The following is a 22,053-nucleotide window of genomic DNA, read 5'->3' as shown; positions in this document are numbered from 1 at the left end:
CTGATGGGCCCCTCGCGCTCCACGACGACAGCGGCTCGGACAGCAAAACGACCTACGAAGCCCTCGCGCGCTCGCCCTTCGATTCCGCCAGGGGTGTCGGCCGTGTCACGGGCGCGGCGCCCCTGCCCTTCCCCAGGTCGCGCGGGTTCCGCTTCGCTCCGCCACGCGCTCCCGGCCGGATGGCGGTTGCTCGGACAGCCGGTTCCGGGACCAGGAAGCGCGCGGGCGCCTCCCCGCAGGCGGTGCCCGAACCCCTTGCGGGTGAGGGCCCGCCGAGTTCCGGCGCCCGCGCGGGGCGGTGTGGGGGCACTAGCACTTCGCTGGAACCACTATTTGCGTCGCTCGACTCTAAACACAACCTCCTGGTGGACTCGAAGGGCGAACGCTCTCGACGACGGCGGCCGACGCAAGCACCGCAGCACATGCCCGGAACGGCGCGAGCGAAGCGAGCGCCGCATGCCCGGACTGCGAGGCGCGCAGCGAGGCCCCCGAGTCGAGAGCGTGAGGGCTTCGTAGGTATTTGATTCGAGTGCGCAGTATTAGCCCATAATTTGGGCCATAAAATCTGAAACCGTCTGTCTATCCAATAATTGAGGTGAATAGTGTACTGCGTTTAGGCGTCCGGTCCAGTCCACTTGCCGAGGGTGGCCGTGTCACCGCCGTTCGAGGACTCCCAGGTGACGCGGACGGTGTCGCTCGTCTCCGAATTGACTGTGACGCTGGTACCGGCACTTACCTCGCTGCTCAACCCACATCCGCTGCTGCCGTCGAACGTGTTGCTGTTCCCGTCATCGTCTCGGAGGGTTAGCTGTGCCGGGGCGATACCGTCTCCACCGTCATGAGTGACGGTCAGGGTCCCGTCTGTGTCACTTGAGGATCCGCCGGTGAAATCGGTGTCACAATCTGGCGATGTGGTGGTCCCCGACTCGAAGTCGAACGTGAATGTCGCCTGCGGTGGCTGGCCCCCTTCGATTTCACTCCCCAGCCCTAGCACGAACGTCCCGATAACCGCCGCCAGAATCACCGTAATCGCGACCATCAGGATGACGCCGATGACCGGCGAGACCGCCTCGTCGTCCCGCACCAGTTCTGTGAACTCCATACCCAACCCACACACCCGACCCACTTACAAAATATCAAACTTCATACAAGAAAACGCCCCGTCACCGAGGAAAGAGTTACACCCGTGAAACGAGTCACACCGTGACAAGCGCGGCAGGTTCAGGTGTTGCACGCGCGGAAGTGATTACATGAGCCGGGACTGGACGCTGGCGGTGCAGGAGACGGTCGGGGCGAACCGGTACGTCCCGCTCCCGCCCGCCGTCCGCGAGACCATCGCGTTCGAGCATCCGCTGGACGGCGAGAGCGTCCACTGGAACTACGAGCGCCACTCCGACTACGTCGTCCTCTCGCGGCGACCGCTGGAGGCCCCGGAGTACGTCGACGTGGGCCGGTACAAGGTGTACGACGGCGGTGAGAACCGACAGCGCCGGGTCCGCCCGCCCGAACGACTGGACGACGTCGTCCGGTCGAACTTCGAACCGGAGTCGCGGGTCGTCTACCTCGCCTACGAGGAGATGGTCGACGCCGAGAACCCCTCGGTCTACCTGCTCTCGACGGCGCAGCTGCTCGCGCTCCTGCCGGACGAGGCCGGCCACCCCACGGCGGGCGACGACGGCGCGATGACCGAGGCACTGCTGCGGATGCCCGGCTTCCTCCCGCCGCCCTGAGGCGGCTCCCGCCGTCGCTCCCCCCGACGCTCCCCGCGTCCACGCCCACCTGCCCACCGACCATCCATGCAGGCCTACCACGAGACCCGCGCGCTCGACCGGCCCGCCGCGCTCGTGCGGGCGGCGTTCGAGGACGACGCGCGCTTCACCGCCGACAGCGAGGGCGGGGACGACGACCGGGACGAAGCGGCCGAGACCCCCGCCACGAGCCGCTGGGTCGCCCGGCGCGGTCCCTACCGGACGACCGCGGAACTCGACGCGGCCACGGGCGACCTTCGGGTCAGCGTCGCGCTCCCCCGCGAGTACGCGCCGGGGGCCGTCGGCCTCCTCCTGGCCGTCGCCGCGGGGCTGGCCCTGGGAGCGCCCCCGTGGACCTTCCTCCCGGCACTCTGGGGCGGCGTCGTGCTGACGCTGCTCCCCGTCGGCCATCTGCTCGTCGGCCCACTCCCGGACACGCCGGGCGTCCACGTCGTCGACCGCGGGCTGACCGCGGCCACGCTGGCGCCCTACGCGGCGACGGCGCTGGCGCTGTTCGGCACGCTCCGGGGAACACTCCCGCCAACCGTGGCGGCCGCGCCCGTCACGGTCCTGACCGCTATCGGGGCAGGCGCGTACCTGCTCGCGGGGACGGGCCGGCGCGTGACCGCGCTCGACGTGCCACTGTCGGGGCTGCTCGCGCCGCTCGTCGCCGCGACGAACCTCCTCGTCGGGGGCGCGCTCCTGCGGGACGCACGGTCGCCTACGCTCGCGGTCGGGCTGGCTGGCGCGCTCGCGCTCGTGCTCGCGGCGCTGTTCGTCGCGTACTGTCACCTCGCGCTCCGGCGCTTCCGGGCCGCGCGGCTGGCGCCCGTCGCCCGCCGGTACCGTGCGCTGGCAGCGGCCGGCTACGGCGCTCTGACGCTCGTCCTCGCGGGCAGCGTCGGCCTCGGTTTTCTCGCCGTCGTCACCGGCCGCCCGGTGCCGGTGGTCCCGTCCCGCGCAGCCCTCCGGACGGCGCTGGGTGGCGACCCGGCGGTGGCCGGGTTCACGCTGTTGCTCGTGGCGCCGCTGGCGTTCCTCGCCGTCGGCTGGGGCGCACACCTCGCCGGGAGCGTCGGCGGGCGACTCGCGGCGTTCGCCCGGTCGGAGCCGCTCGACGCGGCCGCCCGCGACACCGGCGACGGCGTCCCCGACGCGTTCCCGGTTCCCGTTCGCGTCGTCTCGACGGACCGGCCGCTCGTACGCCCGGTGGCCGTCGCGGGCCTGTGGCGCGGCGTCCTCGTCGACCGGCCCGTGGTCGAGACGCTGGCAGCGGACGAACTCCGCGCCGTCGTCGCCCACGAGGCCCATCACCTCGACGGACGCGATCTGACGGCGGCCGCGGCGGCGGCGCTCGCCGGCCTCGGCTTCGGCGGCCGGAACGCGCTGCTGGCGTTCTACGACTACGCGGCGGCCGAGCAGGCCGCCGACGAACACGCCGCCCGGGCGGTCGGGCCGGACGCGACGGTCCGGGCGCTGCGTCGGCTGGAGGCGCTTCAGGCCAGGGGCGCTGGCGCGGCCGTCGCCGACGGGAGCGGGCGTATCTCACCGTCCACCAGCCGCGTGCGCACCGTTCGGTCGGTCCTCCGTGCCCCGTACGACCTGTTCTTCGGACGGGTCCTGCTCGATGCCGCACACCGGTCGGTCGACGAGCGTGTTCGACACCTCCGCGAGACGTTCTGACCGGCGTCGGACTCAGGTCCGTCGGAGCCGCGTCAGAATCGGCAGCAGGACCCCGGCGACCATCCCCGACCCCGCGAGCGCGTAGAGCCCCAGCTTCGCGGCCCGGTACGGGTCACGCGCGGGTTCCAGCGAGCGCGTGACGAACACGTAGCCCTCGCCCGTCGCCACGAGAGTCGGGTCCGAGTCGACGGGGGCGGTCCGGCCGCGGTCGACCACCGCGCGGTGGTTGCTCGACCGGGCCGCACGGGCCACCGGCTCGGAGACCTCGGCGACGGGCACCTCGAGCCCCTCGGCCACCTGCCGGGCCGGCACGGCCTCGGCACGCAGCCGGAAGATGCCATCGCTCACCGTGGCGTTCACCGCGTAGTACTGCTGACCGCCGTTGTCCCAGTAGAACTCGGCGTCGGTCAGCGCCCGGAGGTTGCCGCTGACGTTCTCCGCCGGGCGCTCGAACGTGCCGTTCGCCGCGCGCCGGACCGTGCCGGTGATGATGAAATCGCCGTTGACGCCGGGGTGAAGCGCCAGCACTCCGTCCGTGGCCTCCGTCTCCGGGTCGACGGGCTGGCCCGTGTAGACGGTCTGGGAGTCGGGGCCGGGCCCGTTGCCGACGACCGGCTGCGCGAGCAGACAGAGCGAGCAGAGTAGCAACAGCATCCCCCGGCGGCGGTTCCGGCGATGAATCGACTCGGCCACGCCGGAGCGGGCGCCCCGCGACGGGATAAATCTCCTCACTCCAGCATCGCCGTGGCCTCCTCCAGCGTGATGGCGCCCTGCTCGAACGCCAGCAGCACGTCGCGGACGCCCGTCCCGTCCTCGTCGTCGTCCTCCTCGTCCTCGGTGTCGGCGTAGTCGTCGAGTCCGGTCCGCTCGGAGTGGCCAGTCAGCTCGTCCATGTCCTCGCCCTCGGCGAGTGCGACCTCCTTCTTCACGCGGTAGTTCCCGCCGTCCGTGACGTAGAGGTCCGCGGGGTGGAAGAAGTACCAGTCCTCGCGGTCGAAGCGCACGCCGACCTTCGGGGCGGCACCGAAGTTCTGCGCGAAGTAGACGAGGTTCTCGATCTCCTGCCCGTCGAGATAGATGGGGTCGCCCGCGGACGATTTCGCCTCGACGGCGTAGAAGACCTCGCCGTCGCCAGCCAGCACGTCCGGGAGCTCGCGCTCGGTCGCGCTGCCCGAGGCGGGGGCCCGCATCACCGCGAAACCGCGCTCGTCCAGCCGGTTGACGAGTTCGCGCTCCCGGCGGTCACCCTTCGCGTTCGAGTTCGCCATACCGGCTCTCGGTCGTGGGGGTACTTGAACGGGCCGTGACCACGGTGGAACTGCTACCCGTCACCATCGCGGCTGCCGCTCCCGTCGTTCCCACTCCCGTCGCCACCGCGGTCGCCGCCAAGCAGGTCACGGCGCTTCGCCCCAAGCAGGACCAGCAGCGCGGGGAGAAGGGCGAGGCCGCTCGCGCCGACGAGGCGTCCGAAGCCGCTGGGCTGTGGCGGCGTCGACTCCTCCCCGGTGGTGGTCGCATCGGGGTCGACGAACCGCGCGGAGAAGCCCTCGAGGTCGGTTCCTTCGCCCCAGAACCCGCTGTTCTTCAGAGCTCGGTCCGGGGGCGGGCTCATCTGCTCGCGGACGTACCCCTCGGGGCCACGGACCACCAGCGTCCCGTTCGGGTCGAAACTCGTCCCGAACGGCTCGTTGACGACGACCTGTGACCCGTAGATGCCGGCGAGGGCGACCCAGCGCGCCCGGAACTCGACGACACCCGTCCCGTTCACGGTCCGGGTCGCCACGGTGACGTTCTCGATGCGCATCTCGCGAGGGGTCCGGTCGGTCCCGTTGGCGGCGGCGGCGCGCAGTTGCTGGCCGAACGCGGCGCGCCGCTCGCGCAGCGCCGTCGTGTTGTTCGCCAGCCGGTCGAACCGGTCACGCTCGGCGGGGACCGAGAGGTTGTACGAGCGCTCGAACGTGACCGTCGCGGCGCCGCTCTCGTGGACCTGCACGGTGAGCTGCCGACCCGTATCGTGGACGGCGCCGGCCGGTACGGCGGCGAGACTCGCGGTCAGGAGCGCGCACACGGCCAGCACTGCGCGCCAGTCCCTCCTGGTCATCGACCGGAGGTTCGTCGCCTCCGGGTTAAGCCCGTCGGCGTTCGCACGGTCCTCACGGGCCCGCCACGACTCGCGGGCCACGGCGCTTTTGCGTGCCCCCGGCGAATCGGGGGCATGGCCGACGGGTCGCTCGGGACGCGGCTGCTCGGGTTCGCGCTGGCCGTAGGGGTCGCGCTCGGGCTGCTGTGGCTCGGTTCGTGGCTGTTGAACGTCGCGCTCGGTCCGTTCACGCCGCTTGTCACGGCGGTCGTCCTCGCCAGTCTCGTGTTGCTCCTGCTCCGCCGTGACGACGACTGACGCCCGTTCGTCGTGGGGGTCGCTCTCGGGCCGGTCGATACGGCCAGCACGCTTTTGCGGTATCCGGTCGCAGTCCCGCCCGTCATGCTCGACAGAGCCGACCTCGACGTGGAGGACTTGCTGAAGATAATCCTCGCGCTGGTCATCGTCTACATCGTCGTCAACCTCCTCTTCGACCTCATCGAGTTCGCGCTCGCCCCCCTCCTCGGGCCGCTCACCAACCTCATCGGACTCGTCATCGTCGTCCTCATCGTCCTCTACTTCCTCGACTACATCTGAGCACGACGACCACCCACAGCGACCCCTCCACGCGTCAGGGCTCCCCGCCGGTGGTTCGCTCACCGGCGGTTCGCTCGCCGCGGCTCCGGACCGACCGTTCTCGACACCCTCTTTCCGCCTCGACTCGTACCGCCTTCCAGTGCCCGCGTACAGCCTCAACGTCCCGGTTCCCTCCGAGGTCGCCCGGCTCGCGGCCGGGCTCGCGACCGAGTGTCTGACCGCCGAGCCCCGTGAACACCACACGATGGTGCTGAAGCGCCTCGGCGAGGCCGAGGACTACCGCCGGCTCATCGGCCAGGTCCGGGACCTGCTGGACGGGACGGGGCCGATTCCGGCCCGGGTCGAGGGCGTCGACACGTTCGAGGCCCCGCCCAGCGGCGCGGCGCCGGTTGCCTATCTCGATGTCCACTCGCCCGGCCTGATGAACGTCCACGAGGCCTGCTGCGACATCGTCGACCCCTTCGGCCAGGTGCTGGAGGGCGACGAGTACGAACCCCACGTGACCATCGCTCGCGGTGGGGATGCAGGGCAACTGCGCGGACGGGAAGCGGGGCCGATAGAGTGGGATATCGAGCGTATCGACGTGTGGGACGCCTACCACGAGAACGTGGTCGAGAGCATCTCGCTGACGTAGTAGTCATATTTCTCCCGTAATTGAGTTACCCTCGAATTTTACATAAAAGTGTAGATTTTATGTATAGAATGTCGTATTTATGGAGGATATCCCCCAACACCGCTATGACAGCGACGACAACGGGGACGGCTGCGAAGCTCTGACGCTCCCGTCCGGGTGACGGTTGCTCGGCCGGCCGGTTCCGGGACCAGGAAGCGCGCCAGCGCCACCCTGGCGAACCCGCGAGCAACGCGAGCGTGGTGAGCCACCACGGCGCTGGCGCGGGGAGGTGTGGGGGCACGAGCACTCCGCCGGAACCACCACGCGCGAACGCTCAGGTGCGACGGGCCACAGGGTGGGACTGAAAGGGGCCACCCGCTGAGCGGTCTCTCCAGAAATCGGAGATTTCTGGGATGACGATGAGCTTCGCTCATCGAACCACCCCGGCGAAGCAAGCACGCGAGCGAAGCGAGCGCGCACAGCGAGCCGCGGGGCCCTCAGCGGCCGGGGGCTTTCTACGCGGTTCCGTCGTCGCGGCGGACACGAACCTCACCGGGACAGCCTTCGGACCCAACCCGGGGCGCCTTTGTCCACGCACGACCAAGCACTGCGCAGTGACGGAACCGAGCGTACCGGACGCGCCCGACGACCCCGCAGAGGCGGCCGGGAGGCGCCCGGAGACGACGACCGAACGGGAGGACCCGGACGAGCCCCTGCTCGACGGGCCGTACCGGGTCCTCGAGAGCACGCGCGACCGCGAGGAGTGGCTGTTCATCGACCCAGCCGGCGACCCGACGTACGTGCCCCACGAGGGCCACGGCGCCCTCGACGAGCGGGTCCGCGGTCTCCGCCCGGGCTACCGCGTCGACGCCGAGTTCGACTGGACCGGCGACGACCCCGTCGTCGAGTCGCTCGACGTGCTGGAGCGCTCCCTGTTCGCGTTCGTGGCCGACGCCGACCCCGTGTTCGAGGCCGCACAGTCCTGCTGGGAGACCGCCCGCCGCGACGGACAGGCGATGAACTCCCGGGTGACCTACACCACCGACGGCGACCCCGCCGGCGTCGTCTACACGTTCGCCGACCAGCCCGGACAGCGGGACCTGTTCGCCGAGTTCCGCGACGGCGTGAAGCCACTGGACCCGCTGGTCGACCGCCTCGCACAGGGCGAGGACCCGCCGTTCGAGGCGTTCGTCCTCGACCCCGACGACCCGTACGTCGTCGTCTACATCGTCGTCGAGAAGGGCGGCATGGTCGCGGAGACGGTCCGGGACACGTACGACCTGACGCGTCCTGCCGAACCGCTGTTCGAGGACGCGACGAACGCGAACGCGCCGACGGAGCACACACCCGAACCGACGACGCCGGATTCCGACACCGACGCGGACGCCGGCGAGGACGTGTCTTAAACCGGGCCGTATACCCGGCAGAACGGGAATAGCGTGGGCTACCGTTCGTCCTCGTATGGGGCGAGCACTCGACGCGTTCATCGTCGCCGCGACGCTGGCGGTGGCGCTCTTCGGGCTGGGGACGGGGTCGTACATCTACGCGCAGCTCCCGGCGAACACGCTGGGGCCGCTGCTGGTCGGGCTGAGCGCCACCGGCGGCGTCCTCGGCATCGCGAAGTGGTTCCGGATGCGGAACCGTTCCGATGGCCGGTCCTCCACCCGGAACGACATCCGCGGCCCGCAGTTCTGAGCCGGCGCTGCTCGGCGCGGCATCCCTTTTCGGCTCCCGCACTCGCTCCCGGCAGTCGTGCCCGCTCTCAGATGAACGCGAGCGGCACCATCACCGCGACCCCGACGACGATTCCGGCGACGAGTTCCCGGTAGCCGTTACCCGGTAACCCGGCGCCCTCCTCCAGCGCCTCCGGGACGAACTCCGTCAGAACGAGGTAGATCATCGCGCCGGCGGCGAAGCCGAAGCCGACCGGCAGGAACGCCCGGGCGAGGCGGACGAAGTAGAACGCCAGCACCGCGCCGATAGGCTGGGGAAGCGAGGAGAACACCGCCCACCAGACCATCTTCCAGTTCGAGACGCCCATCGTCCGCAGCGGGATGGAGATGGCCACGCCCTCCGGGATGTTGTGGATGGAGATAGCGACGGTCATGAACACCGCGAGCAGCGGGACGGTGAAGCCGAGCAGGGTCATCCCCTCGATGTTGAGGTCGGCGAAGGAGACGCCGATAGCGACCCCCTCCGGGAACGAGTGGACCGTAAGGATACCCAGGATGAGCACCAGTTTCCGGAAGTCGGCCTCCTCGTACTGGCGCGGGTTCACCTCGGCACCCTCGACGACCTCGTGGGCCACGACGACGAGGAGGACACCCGCGAGCAGGCCCACCACGACCGCGACCTCACCGCTGTACGTGCCGAGCGAGAATAGCTGGGGTCCGCGGTCGGCCTCGGCGAGCCCCTCGCGAACGAGCCCGAACAGGGAGGCTGCGAGCATGATACCGGAGGCCAGTCCCCAGAGCACGACGTTGAGCCGGTCGCTCACCTCATCGAGCACGAAGAACGGGAACGCGCCCAGCCCCGTCGCAAGAGCCGTGATGAGCCCGGCGACGAAGACGAGCACCAGCGCGGCGAGCGTCACGTCGGCCATATCGGAGGGTAACGTGCCGCCACGCATAACTGTCACGGAGTTGATGTTTTCGGCGGGCCTAAACGGCGACGCCGTGCCGTCGGCTGGCGATTACAGAGAAACCGCCGCCAGCGTCTCGTAGACGGGCCCCTCGTCGGTCAGCAGGCTCTCTGTGAGACGAACCTCCTCGATGCGCTGCGTGCCGATATCGGGCGTCCGCTCGCGGACTACCTCCTGGACGTGTTCCTTCCGGCGGGCGTCGCGCATCCGGGCGATGGTAGCGTGGGGGGTGAACTCGTGGTCCTCCGGGTCGAAGCCGAGGTCGGTCGTCCGGGCCTCGATGGCCTCGTGGAGCGCGGTCAGTTCCCCGCTCCCCCGCCGGACACCGAGCCAGACGACGCTGATGTAGTCGAGGGAGGGGAAGACCCCGTAGCCACCGATATCGGCGGTGAAGGCCCCAACGCCGGCGTCTGCGACGGCCGTGGGGAGTGCCTCGCGCAACTCGTCCAGCCGGTCGGGGTCTGTGTCGCCGAGGAACTTCAGCGTCACGTGGACCTGTTCGGGGTCCGTGGGGGCTATCCCCGGCTGGTCACGGAACGGCGCCTGTGCCTCGCGGACGGCGTCGGTCAGGCCGTCGAGGTCGACACTCACGAACAGCCGTTTCGCGCTCACAGCAGCCCGTCCTCCGCCTCTTCCTCCTCCAGCGCCTCCTTGCGCCCCTCGGCGGGAACCGCACAGACCGGCACATCCGAGCGGCGGATGACCCGCTCGGCGGTGCTCCCGAGCAGCGCCCGGCCGAGGCCGGTCCGGCCGTGCGTGCCCATCACGACGATGTCAATCCCCTCGTCGCGGACGTAGCCGAGGATGCCGCTCCCGGGGAAGTCCTGGACGACCTCGGTGGCGTGCTCGACGCCCCGGTCCTCGGCCCGGTCGGCTACCGACCCCACGGCGCGCTCGCCGCGCTCTGTCAGCGATTCGATGACCCTGTCCGAGGGAACGATGTCGGAACTCGACGCGACGGCTCCCACGTCCACCACGCTGAGCGCGTGGAGCTCCCCGTCGAACGCCTCGGCGATGGCGAGCGCGTGGTCCACCGCGCGGTCGGCCGTGTCGCTGCCGTCGGTCGGCACCAGCACCCGTTCGTACGCCGGGAGGTCGCCGGCCGCGCCGGTCGACTCGTCGCCCTCGTCGGTGTCGTCCGGCCGCCGGACGGTGAACACGGGGACCTCGGCCACCCGGACGACGTGTTCGGTGACGCTCCCGGCGATGAACCGACGGAGTCCCCGCCGACCGTGGGTCCCCATGACGACGGCGTCGAGCCCCTGCTCGTCGATGTAGTCGACGATGGCCTCGCCCGGGTCTCCCCGGACAGTGGCCGTCTCGACGTGGGCCTCGCTCGCCGCCAGCGAGGCCGTCCGCTCGACAGCGTCCTCGGCCTCCTGTTCGACACGCTCGACGAACTCGGCATCCACGCCGCCCGCATCGAACAGCCCGGCCGCACGGTCGATATCGGCGACACCGAGAACGTGGACGGTGGCGTCGAAGGCCCGCGCGAGGGCCAGCGCGTGCTCGGCCGCGTTCGTGGCGTGGGCGCTCCCGTCCGACGGGAGGCAGATATGGTCGTACATACGCGGGGGTTCCGCGGCCCCGTACTTCAATCTGGACGCGAATGATTCGGGCTAGGGTTGCGGGTCCCGATGGAGCCACGTCGATAGCTCTTGTCTGCTCGGATCACAGCACGAATACTGACGACCGGGCCCTGTCGAAAGCCTCCCGCTCGCTCTCTCTATGACGACGACAACGACGACGGAGTCTTGTTGAAAGCCCCCGCCCGGCTCGTGGTTCGGCGCGAGTGGCGCTCGCGCGCTTTCTGGTCTCGGAACCGGCCGGCCGCCTCACTGCTCGGCTGGTGCGTGTAGCCCGTCAGTCGAACGGGCGCGCGCTGGCGGCTGTGCCGCAGGCCAGCCGCCTCTACACCGTGCGAGGGCCGAGAAGCGCAGCCGCGCGTAACGAAGTGAGCACGGCGAGTATCGCAGGCGGTTGGGGAGGTATGAGGCGTACACAGCACGACTGACCAGCGTGCGGTCCTGGTGGACTCGCAGAGCGCGAGGGCTTCGTGGGTGTCCCGATGGTGTTCGTCGTCTCGGTGAGAGAGCGCGAGGAACTCGGAGGTGTCTATAACGCTGTTAGTATTTTCTCCCCAATCTTGCATCCGAGATTAGTGAATAATTATTGGGCATATTGACATATATGAGACATTCACGTACTACGGTACGGGGTCGAAGTACGCCGCCAGCTCCGTCCCGAACGGCTCGGCCAGCTCCGCGACGGCCGCCCCGGCCAGTACGTCGTACCCGTCCTCCAGTGACGACTCGACGTGTGGCCCGAGCGAGCAGTCGAACAGCTCCGTCTCGGCCAGTCCCGCGGGTGTCCGCACGTCGCGCGGGCGCTCGACGACGTAGCGGTCGCCGTCGAGGAACGGCCCGTACACGCCCTCGTCGTCGGCGTACTTCCCGTAGAACCCCTCGGCGTGCTGGCGGACGGCCACGGGCGGACCCTCGTGACGCTCGACCGCCGGCAACTCGGCCACGGCGCACTCCACGAGCAGTGCGGCGGTCGGCGCCTCTCCGGCCCCGACATCCCCGTCGGCCTGCGCGAACCGGTCGGCGCGGACGGGCTCGAAGCCGCGCCGTTCCAGCTCGCCCCGGAAGCCGGCCAGCGAGCGGTCCAGCTGCGGGTAGAGCTGGTCCTCGACCACGTCCGGCGCACGGAACCGGACCGCGACCGGATGCGTGCCGCGGTCGGCGACGGCGTCCCGGACCGCCGCGGCGTCGATGGGCGCGGGCGCCCGGGGTTCGAACAGCGACTCGCGCGGGTCCGTGAGGAGGTCGCGGGCGTAGTGGATGAGCCGCCCGACCGCCGCGGCCGAGCAGACGGCGGCCACGTTCCGCTCGGGGTCCGTCGGGTCGATGACGACGAGCGGGTCATCGAAGGAGACGCGGCCGTGGTTCTCGGGGTCGAACTCGACGGGCGGGTGCCAGTCGTCGGCTGCCGCCTCGCAGAGTCCCCGGAAGCCGCCGTACGCCAGTACGAGCAGTTCCGTGAGGTAGCCCGAGAACCCCTGCGTCCGGAGGTCGGAGCCGTACGCGCCGATCCCCTTCAGGAACGCCTTCGCGACGACGACATCGGCCGCGAGGTCGTCGTCCAGCCGCTCGCGGAGGTACTCCGTGTGGAACGGCGTCCGGTCGACGGCCGACCGGATGTCGGTGGCGTCGTCCAGCCGGTAGCACGGGACCAGGTCCACGTCGAAGCCGTCGACCTCGCCCTTCACGTACGGGTGTTCCGCGTACTCCTCGTGGCCGTCGGGCAGGACGGCGTGGCCGACCTCCAGTCCGTAGCGTTCGAGGGCGGCGCGGTCGAGGGCCGGCGGGAACCGGACGAACACGTCGAGGTCGCGGTCGCCCGAGAGCCACGTCCCCCGTGCCGTGGAGCCGACCCGGACCACGTCCGCCTCGACGTCCAGCTCCGCGACGGCCGCCGCGGCCCGGTCGACGACCTCGGCCGCGGCGGCCTCCATCTCGGCCCGCTCGTCGTCGTCGGGCACCACCCGCTCGCGGACGCGGGCCACGACCCGCTCGAACGGGTCGTCGCTGCCGGCAGCGTCGTCGCTCATGCGCTGGGGTTGTCGGGGTCCGGTCGAAAGGGTGGCGGTCCCGCCGCCGGAGACGGTGGGGGACGGTATCGTGCGGCCGAGCCACACGGTGCCGGCGAAGCGAAAGCGGTTTTTATCGGACCAATCTATCGGGGAGTGCGCGCCGCCTTAGCTCAGTTGGTAGAGCACCTCGCTGTTAAGGTGCGTGGGGTTGCCCACGGGCCGCAGACACGAGGTGGTCCCAGGTTCGAGCCCTGGAGGTGGCGTCCTTCTCCTTCCGAACTATCTACACAGCGACGAACACCGTCTGCCTGTCCGGACATAATCTCTTCTGACATCGGGAACCACTTCCCGTATGTCCGATGAGACTAATCGATTCAACCGGCTTGATGAACCGCAGAAACGCGGGCAAGCATCTGAGGCGATAATCAAGGCGGAACTGGTGGTGAGAGACGTTCCGGTCCTGGTCCCTGAATACGATAACGAGCCATACGACCTCGCAATTGAGGTGGATGGGGAGTTCTACCGACTCCAGTGCAAGACGGCCTACGGTGGTCCGGATACAGTCCAATTCGAGACGGTGAGTACCCGAAGGACCGCTAGCGGGTACGAACGCCGCGCATACCACGGGGATTCTGATTTATTCGCGGTATACAACCCGGTCGTCGACGACGTATATCTGGTTCCAGTCGAAGACGCAGCCGCGGGGAAGATGGAAATCCGTCTGACACCTCCTGCGAACAATCAATCGGTCGGAATCAATTGGCACGAGGAGTATCTAATCGATGCAAGATTGGACAACCTGTAGAAGCCGTTCCCGACGTCTGCCGGCCGTCTGACACGATTTTATGCGTAGCAGCCCGCTACGCCCCGACGAGATGGCACAGGGCTGGCACGCCGCACGCGCCCCGACCGCCGACGAGCCGACTCCGGAGCCTGTCCAGGGCGACGTGGCACACGCGGCGAACGTCCTGCTCCTGAGCCCGTCGATGGGCGAGCGGGCGGGCGCACCATGCGGTGGCCTGCTATGCGAGACGGCGGCACCCGAAGGGGTCGTCCTCGTGAGCCTCGCGAGCAGCCCCGATGCACGCCTCGCGGCGTGGCGCGAGCGGGCGACCACGTCCCCGCCCGAGCGCGTGGCGGTCCTCGCGCCCGGCGTCGCGGACGGTGAGACCGAGCGGCTCCCGGTTCCGGGGAGCGACGCGAGCGCGACCGTCGAGCGGATCGGGCCGGCGCCCGATCTGGTCGGCCTCTGGATGGCCATCAGCGACCGACTCGACACGTGGGGCGACGGCCGCGTCGTCGTCTGCCTGGACTCGCTGACGGTCCTGCTGCAGTTCGCCGAACCACGGCGGACGCTCCGGTTCTGCAAGACGATGGCCGACCGAATCCGGGTCGGCGGCCACGCCGGTCACTACCACCTCGATCCGAGCGCGGTCGGTGACCGCGCCGTGGCAGCGTTCTCGAGGCTGGTCGACGACGTCGCGGCACACCCGGCCGTCGACAGCCGGTGAGCGCTTCGGGGGCTGGGCCACTGCGAACGTTGATGTGTCCGTGTGCCCAAGTGGCACGGCATGGACGGGCGTGGGCGTCGGGGCGCCGACAAGGGTGTTCGCTACCGGACGCGTATCGAGGACGGGCAGGTGTACGTCCAGAGCGACGACGGCCCGCTTCTCGTCGGCGACGCCGCGGCGGTCATCGAGGCCGTCGGCGGCCCCGCGTGGACCATCGACTACTCCGACTGGGAGCGCGAGCGCTACCCCGACCTCGACACGAGCGACCAGGGGCTGGTCGTCGACGTTCGCGACATGCTGGCGGCGATGGAACACGACGGCGGTTTCGTCGAATCACTGCGTGCGCTCCCGGAACAGCCCCGCGGCGATGACGACCTCTCGCCACGGATGGGCCTGTTCGTCGGCAAACTCCTCGAGAACCTCCAGTCCGGCGTCGAGTGAGCCCCGGCTGACTCGCTCCCCGCCGGCTCTCGATGGCCTGCCAGCTGCCGGGCTCTCGATGGCCTGCAGACCCGGCACCCGGATGGCTCAAGCGGATGTTTGTCCCTACGGGTGGTTGATGGTGGAGCCGTCCGCACGGTCGACCATGTCCGATACGCCCTCCCCCTCCGTCCCGGACCCGGTCGCCCGCCGGCCGGTACTCCGTCGCGTCGCGGCCGAACTGCGCGCCGGCGCCGATCTCGTGGTCGCGTCCCTCCGTCGCGTCGCCTTCTGGGTCGCCGTCGTCCTGCCGGTCCTCTACCCGGCCGCACTGCTCCACACTGCGGGGGCGCTCCCGGCCCCGGCAGCGGCCCACACCGCAGTCCTGTCGGCGGACCCGATCGCCACCGTCGGAACCCTCCCGGCACTGCTGGCGCTCCACGCCACGACGGTGGCGCTGGGTCATGGACACCAGCCGGAGTGAGCGCGTAGCGACCGTCCCCCGCTTCGACTGAAGCCGGACCTCGGTCGCACCGCTGCCCCCGACGCGCCCGAGTGTGGGGTCCAGCCCTGCTCAGCGTCAACATTTAACAGGAATGCGGAATATCGCTCTGTCATGACGACACGCCAGGGGTTATCCTGCCTGTCCTGTGGGGAATCGATGGCACAGCGCGACGAACACGGCGTGACGATCGACTACTGTCCGAGCTGTGGTGGCGTCTGGCTCGACCCCGGTGAGCTGGAGGCACTGACCGAGAGCCACGGCGGGCACCACCGCCACCGCCACCACCACTCGGACCACGACGACGAGTTCGAGGACGAGTTCGAGGAGGAGTACGAAGAGGAGGGGGAGGAAGCGGAGGACGAGGGCATCCTCGGTACCATCGCCAGCGCACTCGGCGGCGACGAGGAGGAAGAGGGCGAGTTCGAGGAGGAAGGCGGCTTCGAAGAAGAGGGAGGGTTCGAGGAAGGGGGCGAAGAGGAGTTCTGAGCCGGACTCCGACCGGCAACACGGGCTCGACCGGAGGGAATCAGGCGAGGTGTCGTTCGAGGAACGTCGCCTCGCGCTCGACGACCGGCTCGAAGGCGTCCGTGTAGGGGTCGAAGTGGTCGCCGTCGATGCGGACGCGCTCGACATCGCCCAGACGCTGGACCGTGGCGTCGACGGCGCTCCCGGGGACGAGCTGGTCCTCGCGGGCCTCGACGAGGAGTGCCGGGCAGTCCACCCGGCCGGCGTGTTCGAGCGGTCGGTAGGTCGCCACGGTCAGCAGGATGCGCGCGGCACAGCGGTTCCACTCCTCCTCCCGCAGGTCGTCGGGGACCATCTCGCGGTAGCCTGCCTCGGAGCCGGGCGTGCTGAGCGCGGCCAGCTCGCCCGGCTGTCCGACGACGGGGATGTAGCGCGGCTCGCGGAAGGTGTACTTGCGCGCGAAGTCGTCGAGCGCGGCGACGGTGGCGTCGATGCCGAACGAGAGCCCGTTCTGCTCGACGAGGTACGGGAGCGTCCGCATCCCGTCCAGGAACGGGACCTGCCCGACGCAGGCGGCGACGTTCTCCCGGGCGGCCGTCACGAGCGCGTGGCCGCCGGAGAACGACGAGCCCCACACCGCCACCCGGTCGGGGTCGACGCCATCCAGCGAGCGGACGTGGTCGACGGCGGCCCGCCAGTCGGCGACGTGGCGGTCCGGGGAGACGAGATTGCGGGGCTCGCCGGCACTGTCGCCGAACGAGCGGTAGTCGAACAGCAGCACCGCGAACCCGCGCTCGGCGAATCGCTCGGCGAACTGCGGCAGGGCCATCTCCCGCGTGCCGGCGAACCCGTGGGCCATCACCACGACCGGCGGGTCCTCGCCGTCGGCCATCGCCGGCGTCTCCGGTCGGTAGAGCCACGCGGCGCACAGCTCACCCTCGGACTCGAAATCAGCGGCCTCGCGCTCGTACTGCATGCTCGTGGGGTTCGACGGGCGGCGGGATAAATCGGGGTGCCGGGCCCCGTGCTCACGTGGAGCGCAGCGGTCAGTCCGCGTCGACGAACCGTTCCGGGACGCGGTGCTTGAGGGTCGGCGGGAGCCGCGGGACGAGGGCGTCGGCGAGGCGGGCCCACAGCGCGGCCAGCCGCCGCCGGAGCGTGACGTAGACCGTCGAGACGCCCAGAATCGCGGCGACGACCGGGAGCGCCCCGTCGACCAGCAGCGCCGTCGGGACGGCCGCCATGGCGGCGACGAGGAGGTCCTCGGGGGCGCCATCGTAGCGGACCCAGCGCCGGGGGGACAGCCAGCGGCCGTGGTAGTGGCTGTAGACGGCCCGCTCGGAGCGGCCCTCCCAGGGCCGGAGTTCGAGGCCGCCGCCGAGGGCGTCCATCGCGGCGTGGAGGGCGGCCCCGACGAGGAACGCGGCGACCGCGACCGTCACGGCCGAGGTGGTCGTCACGGCCAGGGCCAGCGCGGCGAGCGCCGTCCCGCTCGCGTACACCGGGAAGTGGAGGGTTCGCCGGTGGCCGGCGTAGATATCCAGGTCGGGGAACAGGCCGCCCAGGCCCGCGGCAGCGGCCGCTGCGGGGGCGTACTCGGGCGCGACGAGGGCCGTCAGGCTCGCGACCCCGGCCGCGACCAGCACGTGCGTGGTGGCCATCATCATCGGTTGTTCGTGACGCGGAAATATACACGTATCGGGCACTGAAGGACAGAACCCCGCTAGCCGACGCGCCCGCCCGGGGATTAAGTCGCCGCCCGGGCTACGGACGCAAGTGGCCCGCCTCGTCGCACTCCGACCCAGTGCCCGGCAGATGAGCCGGCTGCTCCAGGTCGCTATCGGCGGCATCCTGCTCGCGGGAACGGTGACGCGGACCCTGAGTGTCGTCGTCAACGCCGCGTTCGCGCTAGCGGCGACGTTCCTGCCGGCCGTGCTGGCCCGCGACCTCGACCTCCACCTCGACTCCTGGCTGGTGCTGGCGCTCACGGTGGCGCTGTTCTGTCACAGCCTCGGGATGCTCGGCCTCTACGACGGGGTCTGGTGGTACGACCACGCCACCCACACACTGTCGGCGACGCTGGTGGCCGGCGTCGGCTACACGACGGTCCGGGCACTCGACCGCCACTCCGACGCTGTCCACGTCCCGCCGCGCTTTCTCGCCGTGTTCATCGTCCTGTTCACGCTCGCCGCGGGCGTCCTCTGGGAGGTGCTGGAGTTGGGTGCCCGTGAACTGGCAGAGGCACTCGGGTTCGACCCCGTCCTCATCCAGTACGGGCTCGAGGACAGCCTCGTCGACCTCGTCTTCGACACCCTCGGCGCGCTCGTCGTGGCGCTGTTCGGGAGCGCGTGGTTCGAGTCGCTCGTCGACCGGGTGACGCAGTGGCTGGAGCGCCGGGCCGCCGGGCAGAGCGGAAGCTGAGTCGTCCCCACGCGCCCCATCCGACGCGGCCGCCCGAACGTCTAAACGCCGCGGTGGACTACCGGAAGCCGTGAACCGCGAGCAGGTCGCGAGCGGGCTGCTGGCGCTCCTCGCCGTGCTGGCGCTGGGGGGCATCGCCGCCACGCTGGACACGGCGACCGGGGCCGACGGTGTCGGTACTGGCGAGGGGGACGGGTCCGGCGTCGGCTCGGACTCGCGGTTCAGCCTCGGCGGCGGTGTCGAGCAACTCGACCCGCCCGAGGGGTTCCTGCCGGACTGGGCCCGCACGCTCCTGAGTGTCGTCGTCCTGCTCGTCGGGATATACGGCACCTACGAGCTCTACCGGGAGTACGGCGCCGGACAGCTGGTCACCGCCGCCACCGTCGGCGTCGTCGTCGCACTGGTACTCTACGGGCTCCTGTCGCTACTGCGTCCCTCGGAGCTGGGCGCCGGTTCCGGCCCGCAGTCGGGGGAGCCGTCGCTCCCGACCGGTGGAGGCGGGAGCGCCGCCGACACGGTCTCGCAGGCTGTCGACCCGCCGACGGCGCTGCTGGCGGCACTCGGGCTCGTCCTCCTCGGAGCCGTCGCGGTCATCGTCCGGACGAGCGGCGACCAGCGGGTCACCCTCGCGACGCCCGACACGCCCGAGCCACCGTCCGAGTCGGACGTGGAGAGCGTCGCGGAGGCGGCCGGCCGTGCCGCCGACCGCCTCGATGCGGCCGACGACCTCGAGAACGCGGTCTACCGCTCCTGGCACGAGATGACGGCCCACCTCGACATCGAGCGGCCCGACGCGAGCACGCCCGCGGAGTTCGCCGACGCCGCCGTCGCCGCCGGGATGGACCGGGACGACGTGGCCGAGTTGACCCGGCTCTTCGAGGCGGTCCGCTACGGCGACGCGCCCGCGACCGCGGAGCGCGCCGAGCGCGCAACGGCCGCACTCCGCCGCATCGAGCGCACGTACGGCGACGGACTGCCGGCCGAACAGGCGGCGGCCGGCCAGCAGGTTGCGACCGACGAGCAGGCGCCGTCCGGGGAGCACCCGGCGGCTGACGCGCCGACGGATGCCGGCGACCGGACGCCCGGTGACGCGGGCACGAGGGACGGAGGATGAACGTACGCGGCTATCTGTCGGTCGTGGGCGCTGCCGCCGTCCTCGCGGGGGTCGCGGTGCTTGTGGAGCCGGGGCTCGCGTCGCTGGTCGGCCTCCGGACCGACCGTGTGGTCGTGACGGTGCTGGCGTCGCTGGCGCTGCTACAGGGAGGTATCGCGGTCAGTGCCCGCCTCGTCGGAGGGGGGCGCGCCGCCGAGCCGGGTGCGGTCGAACGGCGGTTCCGTGCACCCGTTCCCGGCGACGACTTCGACGACCGCCTGACGGACCTGCCCGACCTGCGCGTCAGGCGGCGCGACGAGGAGCGGGCGGCCATCCGCGAGCGACTGGAGAACGTCGCCGTCGACGTGCTGGTCGCCCGTGGGCTGGACGAGGACGGTGCCCGTCGGCATCTCCGCTCGGGGACGTGGACCGCCGACGAACGGGCAGCGAGCTTCTTCGTCCCCGCCGCCGACCGGGAGCTGTCGTTCGGCGCGCGCCTGCGCGATGTCTTCGGGTCGGACCTCGCCTTCACCCGGCGGGCCCGGCGCGCCGTGGCAGCCATCGCGGCCCACGCCGAGCGCGAGGTGCCACCGCCCGGCGTCGGCACGCACGAAGCGGATACGGGGCGTGACGCCGCCGACCCGCCGGAGAGCGTCGATTCCGCAGCGGCCGACGGAGGTGTCGAGCGTGAGTAGCCCGGTCCCGGACCCGCATCTCGGCGACCCACGTGCGCCCGGCCAGCGGGCGAGTCCGGGGGACCCCATCGACCGGACGACCCGGCGATGGCGTGGGGTGACGGCGTTCGCCCTGCTGGCGGGTGCGCTGGGCGTGTTACTGTCGCGGCCGTCGCTGGCGCTGGCCGGCGCGGCCGGCGTCCTGTTCGGCGCGGCCGCGCACACCGCCGGGCCGCCGGCCTCGTCGGTCGCCGTCGACCGGGAGGTCGAGCGGGAACGGGCCGAGCCCGGCGAGGCCGTCCGGGTGACCGTCACCGTCGCGAACACCGGCGACGCGTTGCTCCCCGACGTGCGGGTCGTCGACGGCGTTCCCGACGGGCTGACGGTCGCCGAGGGGTCACCCCGGCACGCCACCGCGCTGCGCCCCGGCAAGCGCGCGACCTTCTCCTACGCGGTCCGGGCGAGTCGTGGGCGCCACCGCTTCGGCCCGGCGACGGTCCTGCTGCGGGGGTTCACCGGTGCCGTCGAGCGGGAGCTGGCGGTGCCCGCCGCGTCCCCGGAGTCACCGAGCGAAGAAACGGGAGGAGAGACGGCGACGGAGACGGAGGAAGGAACGACCGCCGCGGGTGACGAGGCTTCGACGAGCACGACGGGCCGGCTCGCGTGCGCCCCGCGCCTCGGCGAGGGGCAGGCCGTCCCGCTCCGGCCGCAGACGACCGGCTTCTCCGGTCGCGTCACGACCGACTTCGGCGGCGCGGGCGCGGAGTTCCACTCCGTCAGGAGCTACCGTCCGGGGGACCCGCTCTCGCGCGTCGACTGGGCCCGGGTCGCACGGACCGGCGAGTTCGCCACCCGACAGTTCCGCGAGGAGCGGGCCGCGACCGTCGTCTGCCTGCTCGATACGCGCGAGGAGACCTACCGCGCGCCGGCACCGGATGCGCCGACGGCGCTCGAACGGAGTGTGACGGCGGCGGGGACAGCGTTCACCTCGCTGCTGGACGCCGGGGACCGGGCCGGCATCGCGGCGTGGGGGCCGACGGCGTGCTGGCTCGCCCCCGGAACGGGCGGCGAGCATCGGGCCCGCGCCCGGGAACTGCTCGGGACGCACCCGGCGTTCGACCCCACCCCGCCCGACCGGACGTTCCTCTCCACCATCGCCCGTCGACGGGTCGAGCGCCGGCTCCCGATGGACGCACAGGTCCTGCTGTTCAGTCCGCTGGCCGACGACCGGCCCGTCGACCTCGCGCGCCGGCTCGACGCCCACGGCCACCGGGTGACCGTCGTGAGTCCCGACCCGACGGCGCGTGATACCGCCGGGCACGCGCTTGCGGCCGTTGAGCGCGACCGCCGGCTCTCGACCCTGCGGAGCGCCGGCGTCCGCGTGGTCGACTGGGAGGACGAACCGCTCGCGACCGCCCTCGTGCGGGCCGACCAGCGGTGGTCGACGTGAGCGTCGACGCCCGACGCGGGTCGGCGGGAGTCGACGAGGCGGAGCCGTTCGATGACCGGCCGGGACGCGCGGCGCTGGCCATCGTGCTGGTCCCCGGGGTCGTCTCGGCGCTCGTGCTGCTGACCGGGGGTCCGGCAGCCCTCGCGGGCGCGCTGGGGCTCGGACTGCTCGCCGTCGGCACCCATCACGGGCGCCGGGACCTCGTCGGCGGCGGGGGACTCACGCTGCTGGTGGGGACGCTGCTGGCAGGGGCCTTCGGCGCCGGACCGGTCGCGCTGCTCGTCGCCGCGGGCGCCGGACTGGTGGCCTGGGATACCGCCGAACACGCCGTCGGACTGGGTGAACAGGTCGGCCGCCGGGCCAGCGTCTCGAGCGCGGTCGGGGCGCACGCGGCGGGGAGCGGCCTGCTCGCGGCCCTCGGGGCGGGCGTCTCGTACGGCGTCTTCCGGCTGGTCGGCGGCGGGTCGTCGCTCGCACTGGTCCTGCTCCTCGGCGGCGCCGTGGCGCTGCTGAGTGCCCTCCAGTCATAGTATCTAGAACGCATGTTTATCCGGCGA

27 protein-coding genes and 1 tRNA gene are annotated in these 22,053 nt (G+C 71.1%); 18 read left to right on the top strand and 10 right to left on the bottom strand.

Annotated features, from left to right (window positions below; all coding sequences use genetic code 11):
- Positions 1 to 613: 613 nt before the first annotated feature.
- A complete protein-coding gene (locus NL115_RS11460) occupies positions 614 to 1,102 on the bottom strand; it encodes a type IV pilin domain-containing protein (protein ID WP_254829501.1) in 489 nt (162 codons plus the stop codon).
- Positions 1,103 to 1,250: 148 nt separating this feature from the next.
- On the opposite strand from NL115_RS11460, the gene NL115_RS11455 reads away from it, so the two are divergent.
- On the top strand, positions 1,251 to 1,730 hold the full coding sequence (locus NL115_RS11455; RefSeq protein WP_254821070.1) for a hypothetical protein: 480 nt from the start codon (positions 1,251 to 1,253) through the stop codon (positions 1,728 to 1,730).
- Between the two features lie 66 nt (positions 1,731 to 1,796).
- Positions 1,797 to 3,431 (top strand): M48 family metalloprotease, encoded by a 1,635-nt coding sequence (locus tag NL115_RS11450; protein ID WP_254829500.1) that lies wholly within the window; start codon positions 1,797 to 1,799, stop codon positions 3,429 to 3,431.
- Positions 3,432 to 3,443: 12 nt separating this feature from the next.
- Here the strand turns inward: NL115_RS11450 and NL115_RS11445 are convergent, their stop codons facing one another.
- The 3 genes from NL115_RS11445 to NL115_RS11435 are packed head-to-tail and all read right to left on the bottom strand — an operon-like array spanning position 3,444 to position 5,532.
- Positions 3,444 to 4,124, bottom strand: coding sequence for a DUF8127 domain-containing protein (locus NL115_RS11445; RefSeq protein ID WP_254829499.1), 681 nt, complete (start codon positions 4,122 to 4,124; stop codon positions 3,444 to 3,446).
- A gap of 35 nt (positions 4,125 to 4,159) precedes the next feature.
- Positions 4,160 to 4,699, bottom strand: coding sequence for a Holliday junction resolvase Hjc (hjc, locus tag NL115_RS11440; protein ID WP_254829498.1), 540 nt, complete (start codon positions 4,697 to 4,699; stop codon positions 4,160 to 4,162).
- Between the two features lie 53 nt (positions 4,700 to 4,752).
- Positions 4,753 to 5,532 (bottom strand): DUF7345 domain-containing protein, encoded by a 780-nt coding sequence (locus NL115_RS11435; protein ID WP_254829497.1) that lies wholly within the window; start codon positions 5,530 to 5,532, stop codon positions 4,753 to 4,755.
- Positions 5,533 to 5,646: 114 nt separating this feature from the next.
- Between NL115_RS11435 and NL115_RS11430 the strand changes: the two genes are divergently transcribed.
- The 5 genes from NL115_RS11430 (at position 5,647) to NL115_RS11410 (ending at position 8,416) form a co-directional block, all read left to right on the top strand.
- Positions 5,647 to 5,829, top strand: coding sequence for a hypothetical protein (locus tag NL115_RS11430; protein ID WP_254821065.1), 183 nt, complete (start codon positions 5,647 to 5,649; stop codon positions 5,827 to 5,829).
- An 84-nt stretch (positions 5,830 to 5,913) separates the two neighbouring features.
- Complete coding sequence (locus NL115_RS11425; protein WP_254829496.1) at positions 5,914 to 6,108, top strand: DUF7554 family protein; 195 nt, start codon at positions 5,914 to 5,916, stop codon at positions 6,106 to 6,108.
- Between the two features lie 139 nt (positions 6,109 to 6,247).
- Complete coding sequence (locus tag NL115_RS11420; protein WP_254829495.1) at positions 6,248 to 6,742, top strand: 2'-5' RNA ligase family protein; 495 nt, start codon at positions 6,248 to 6,250, stop codon at positions 6,740 to 6,742.
- 593 nt (positions 6,743 to 7,335) lie between these two features.
- Entirely contained in the window at positions 7,336 to 8,127 is a 792-nt protein-coding gene (locus tag NL115_RS11415) for a DUF6663 family protein (RefSeq protein WP_254829494.1), read from the top strand.
- A gap of 55 nt (positions 8,128 to 8,182) precedes the next feature.
- On the top strand, positions 8,183 to 8,416 hold the full coding sequence (locus tag NL115_RS11410) for a hypothetical protein (protein WP_254829493.1): 234 nt from the start codon (positions 8,183 to 8,185) through the stop codon (positions 8,414 to 8,416).
- 67 nt (positions 8,417 to 8,483) lie between these two features.
- Here the strand turns inward: NL115_RS11410 and NL115_RS11405 are convergent, their stop codons facing one another.
- From NL115_RS11405 to cca, 4 genes are all read right to left on the bottom strand, one after another.
- Entirely contained in the window at positions 8,484 to 9,323 is an 840-nt protein-coding gene (locus NL115_RS11405) for a ZIP family metal transporter (RefSeq protein WP_254829492.1), read from the bottom strand.
- Positions 9,324 to 9,413: 90 nt separating this feature from the next.
- Positions 9,414 to 9,974 (bottom strand): RNA 2',3'-cyclic phosphodiesterase, encoded by a 561-nt coding sequence (thpR, locus tag NL115_RS11400; protein ID WP_254829491.1) that lies wholly within the window; start codon positions 9,972 to 9,974, stop codon positions 9,414 to 9,416.
- On the bottom strand, positions 9,971 to 10,930 hold the full coding sequence (locus NL115_RS11395) for a universal stress protein (RefSeq protein WP_254829490.1): 960 nt from the start codon (positions 10,928 to 10,930) through the stop codon (positions 9,971 to 9,973). Before NL115_RS11395 ends, thpR begins: the two co-directional genes overlap by 4 nt.
- Before the next feature lie 638 nt (positions 10,931 to 11,568).
- The gene (gene cca / locus NL115_RS11390; protein WP_254829489.1) at positions 11,569 to 12,975 is read right to left on the bottom strand and encodes a CCA tRNA nucleotidyltransferase; all 1,407 of its coding nucleotides are present in this window, start codon (positions 12,973 to 12,975) and stop codon (positions 11,569 to 11,571) included.
- 141 nt (positions 12,976 to 13,116) lie between these two features.
- Here cca and NL115_RS11385 point away from each other — a divergent pair.
- The 6 genes from NL115_RS11385 to NL115_RS11360 all read left to right on the top strand — a co-directional run bounded on the left by NL115_RS11385 (position 13,117) and on the right by NL115_RS11360 (position 15,879).
- Positions 13,117 to 13,220 (top strand) — tRNA-Asn (locus NL115_RS11385).
- Between the two features lie 89 nt (positions 13,221 to 13,309).
- Positions 13,310 to 13,762: a group I intron-associated PD-(D/E)XK endonuclease gene (locus tag NL115_RS11380; RefSeq protein ID WP_254829488.1), complete on the top strand. Its 453-nt coding sequence runs from the start codon at positions 13,310 to 13,312 to the stop codon at positions 13,760 to 13,762.
- Between the two features lie 70 nt (positions 13,763 to 13,832).
- A complete protein-coding gene (locus NL115_RS11375) occupies positions 13,833 to 14,468 on the top strand; it encodes a DUF7504 family protein (RefSeq protein ID WP_254829487.1) in 636 nt (211 codons plus the stop codon).
- 60 nt (positions 14,469 to 14,528) lie between these two features.
- Positions 14,529 to 14,909, top strand: coding sequence for a hypothetical protein (locus tag NL115_RS11370; protein ID WP_254829486.1), 381 nt, complete (start codon positions 14,529 to 14,531; stop codon positions 14,907 to 14,909).
- A gap of 145 nt (positions 14,910 to 15,054) precedes the next feature.
- Positions 15,055 to 15,372, top strand: a complete 318-nt coding sequence (locus tag NL115_RS11365; RefSeq protein WP_254829485.1) for a DUF8028 family protein — start codon at positions 15,055 to 15,057, stop codon at positions 15,370 to 15,372.
- A gap of 132 nt (positions 15,373 to 15,504) precedes the next feature.
- Positions 15,505 to 15,879 (top strand): TFIIB-type zinc ribbon-containing protein, encoded by a 375-nt coding sequence (locus tag NL115_RS11360; protein ID WP_254829484.1) that lies wholly within the window; start codon positions 15,505 to 15,507, stop codon positions 15,877 to 15,879.
- 40 nt (positions 15,880 to 15,919) lie between these two features.
- Here the strand turns inward: NL115_RS11360 and NL115_RS11355 are convergent, their stop codons facing one another.
- Positions 15,920 to 16,834 carry an alpha/beta hydrolase gene (locus tag NL115_RS11355; protein ID WP_254829483.1) on the bottom strand — a complete coding sequence of 305 codons (915 nt, stop codon included), beginning with the start codon at positions 16,832 to 16,834 and terminating at the stop codon, positions 15,920 to 15,922.
- A 70-nt stretch (positions 16,835 to 16,904) separates the two neighbouring features.
- Positions 16,905 to 17,522 (bottom strand): metal-dependent hydrolase, encoded by a 618-nt coding sequence (locus NL115_RS11350; RefSeq protein WP_350355244.1) that lies wholly within the window; start codon positions 17,520 to 17,522, stop codon positions 16,905 to 16,907.
- Between the two features lie 151 nt (positions 17,523 to 17,673).
- Here NL115_RS11350 and NL115_RS11345 point away from each other — a divergent pair, with 151 nt between their 5' ends.
- The 5 genes from NL115_RS11345 to NL115_RS11325 all read left to right on the top strand — a co-directional run bounded on the left by NL115_RS11345 (position 17,674) and on the right by NL115_RS11325 (position 22,026).
- On the top strand, positions 17,674 to 18,279 hold the full coding sequence (locus NL115_RS11345; protein ID WP_350355311.1) for a DUF2238 domain-containing protein: 606 nt from the start codon (positions 17,674 to 17,676) through the stop codon (positions 18,277 to 18,279).
- Between the two features lie 70 nt (positions 18,280 to 18,349).
- On the top strand, positions 18,350 to 19,393 hold the full coding sequence (locus NL115_RS11340; RefSeq protein ID WP_254829481.1) for a DUF4129 domain-containing protein: 1,044 nt from the start codon (positions 18,350 to 18,352) through the stop codon (positions 19,391 to 19,393).
- Positions 19,390 to 20,067 carry a DUF7269 family protein gene (locus NL115_RS11335; protein WP_254829480.1) on the top strand — a complete coding sequence of 226 codons (678 nt, stop codon included), beginning with the start codon at positions 19,390 to 19,392 and terminating at the stop codon, positions 20,065 to 20,067. Before NL115_RS11340 ends, NL115_RS11335 begins: the two co-directional genes overlap by 4 nt.
- Positions 20,060 to 21,496 carry a DUF58 domain-containing protein gene (locus NL115_RS11330; protein ID WP_254829479.1) on the top strand — a complete coding sequence of 479 codons (1,437 nt, stop codon included), beginning with the start codon at positions 20,060 to 20,062 and terminating at the stop codon, positions 21,494 to 21,496. The genes NL115_RS11335 and NL115_RS11330 overlap by 8 nt, the downstream gene beginning before the upstream one ends.
- On the top strand, positions 21,493 to 22,026 hold the full coding sequence (locus NL115_RS11325; RefSeq protein ID WP_254829478.1) for a DUF7519 family protein: 534 nt from the start codon (positions 21,493 to 21,495) through the stop codon (positions 22,024 to 22,026). The genes NL115_RS11330 and NL115_RS11325 overlap by 4 nt, the downstream gene beginning before the upstream one ends.
- Positions 22,027 to 22,053: the final 27 nt, after the last annotated feature.

The organism is Haloglomus salinum, assembly GCF_024298825.1.
Taxonomy (GTDB): Archaea; Halobacteriota; Halobacteria; order Halobacteriales; family Haloarculaceae; genus Haloglomus; species Haloglomus salinum.
This window is presented reverse-complemented; position numbering and strand designations above follow the sequence as displayed.

Excerpts from the sequence above, each read along its gene's own strand:
- NL115_RS11460 (WP_254829501.1), bottom strand. The coding sequence starts at position 1,102 with ATGGAGTTCACAGAACTGGTGCGGGACGACGAGGCGGTCTCGCCGGTC.
- NL115_RS11455 (WP_254821070.1), top strand. The coding sequence starts at position 1,251 with ATGAGCCGGGACTGGACGCTGGCGGTGCAGGAGACGGTCGGGGCGAAC.
- NL115_RS11450 (WP_254829500.1), top strand. The coding sequence starts at position 1,797 with ATGCAGGCCTACCACGAGACCCGCGCGCTCGACCGGCCCGCCGCGCTC.
- hjc (WP_254829498.1), bottom strand. The coding sequence starts at position 4,699 with ATGGCGAACTCGAACGCGAAGGGTGACCGCCGGGAGCGCGAACTCGTC.
- NL115_RS11435 (WP_254829497.1), bottom strand. The coding sequence starts at position 5,532 with ATGACCAGGAGGGACTGGCGCGCAGTGCTGGCCGTGTGCGCGCTCCTG.
- NL115_RS11430 (WP_254821065.1), top strand. The coding sequence starts at position 5,647 with ATGGCCGACGGGTCGCTCGGGACGCGGCTGCTCGGGTTCGCGCTGGCC.
- NL115_RS11425 (WP_254829496.1), top strand. The coding sequence starts at position 5,914 with ATGCTCGACAGAGCCGACCTCGACGTGGAGGACTTGCTGAAGATAATC.
- NL115_RS11410 (WP_254829493.1), top strand. The coding sequence starts at position 8,183 with ATGGGGCGAGCACTCGACGCGTTCATCGTCGCCGCGACGCTGGCGGTG.
- NL115_RS11405 (WP_254829492.1), bottom strand. The coding sequence starts at position 9,323 with ATGGCCGACGTGACGCTCGCCGCGCTGGTGCTCGTCTTCGTCGCCGGG.
- NL115_RS11395 (WP_254829490.1), bottom strand. The coding sequence starts at position 10,930 with ATGTACGACCATATCTGCCTCCCGTCGGACGGGAGCGCCCACGCCACG.
- cca (WP_254829489.1), bottom strand. The coding sequence starts at position 12,975 with ATGAGCGACGACGCTGCCGGCAGCGACGACCCGTTCGAGCGGGTCGTG.
- NL115_RS11380 (WP_254829488.1), top strand. The coding sequence starts at position 13,310 with ATGTCCGATGAGACTAATCGATTCAACCGGCTTGATGAACCGCAGAAA.
- NL115_RS11375 (WP_254829487.1), top strand. The coding sequence starts at position 13,833 with ATGGCACAGGGCTGGCACGCCGCACGCGCCCCGACCGCCGACGAGCCG.
- NL115_RS11370 (WP_254829486.1), top strand. The coding sequence starts at position 14,529 with ATGGACGGGCGTGGGCGTCGGGGCGCCGACAAGGGTGTTCGCTACCGG.
- NL115_RS11365 (WP_254829485.1), top strand. The coding sequence starts at position 15,055 with ATGTCCGATACGCCCTCCCCCTCCGTCCCGGACCCGGTCGCCCGCCGG.
- NL115_RS11360 (WP_254829484.1), top strand. The coding sequence starts at position 15,505 with ATGACGACACGCCAGGGGTTATCCTGCCTGTCCTGTGGGGAATCGATG.
- NL115_RS11355 (WP_254829483.1), bottom strand. The coding sequence starts at position 16,834 with ATGCAGTACGAGCGCGAGGCCGCTGATTTCGAGTCCGAGGGTGAGCTG.
- NL115_RS11350 (WP_350355244.1), bottom strand. The coding sequence starts at position 17,522 with ATGATGGCCACCACGCACGTGCTGGTCGCGGCCGGGGTCGCGAGCCTG.
- NL115_RS11345 (WP_350355311.1), top strand. The coding sequence starts at position 17,674 with ATGAGCCGGCTGCTCCAGGTCGCTATCGGCGGCATCCTGCTCGCGGGA.
- NL115_RS11335 (WP_254829480.1), top strand. The coding sequence starts at position 19,390 with ATGAACGTACGCGGCTATCTGTCGGTCGTGGGCGCTGCCGCCGTCCTC.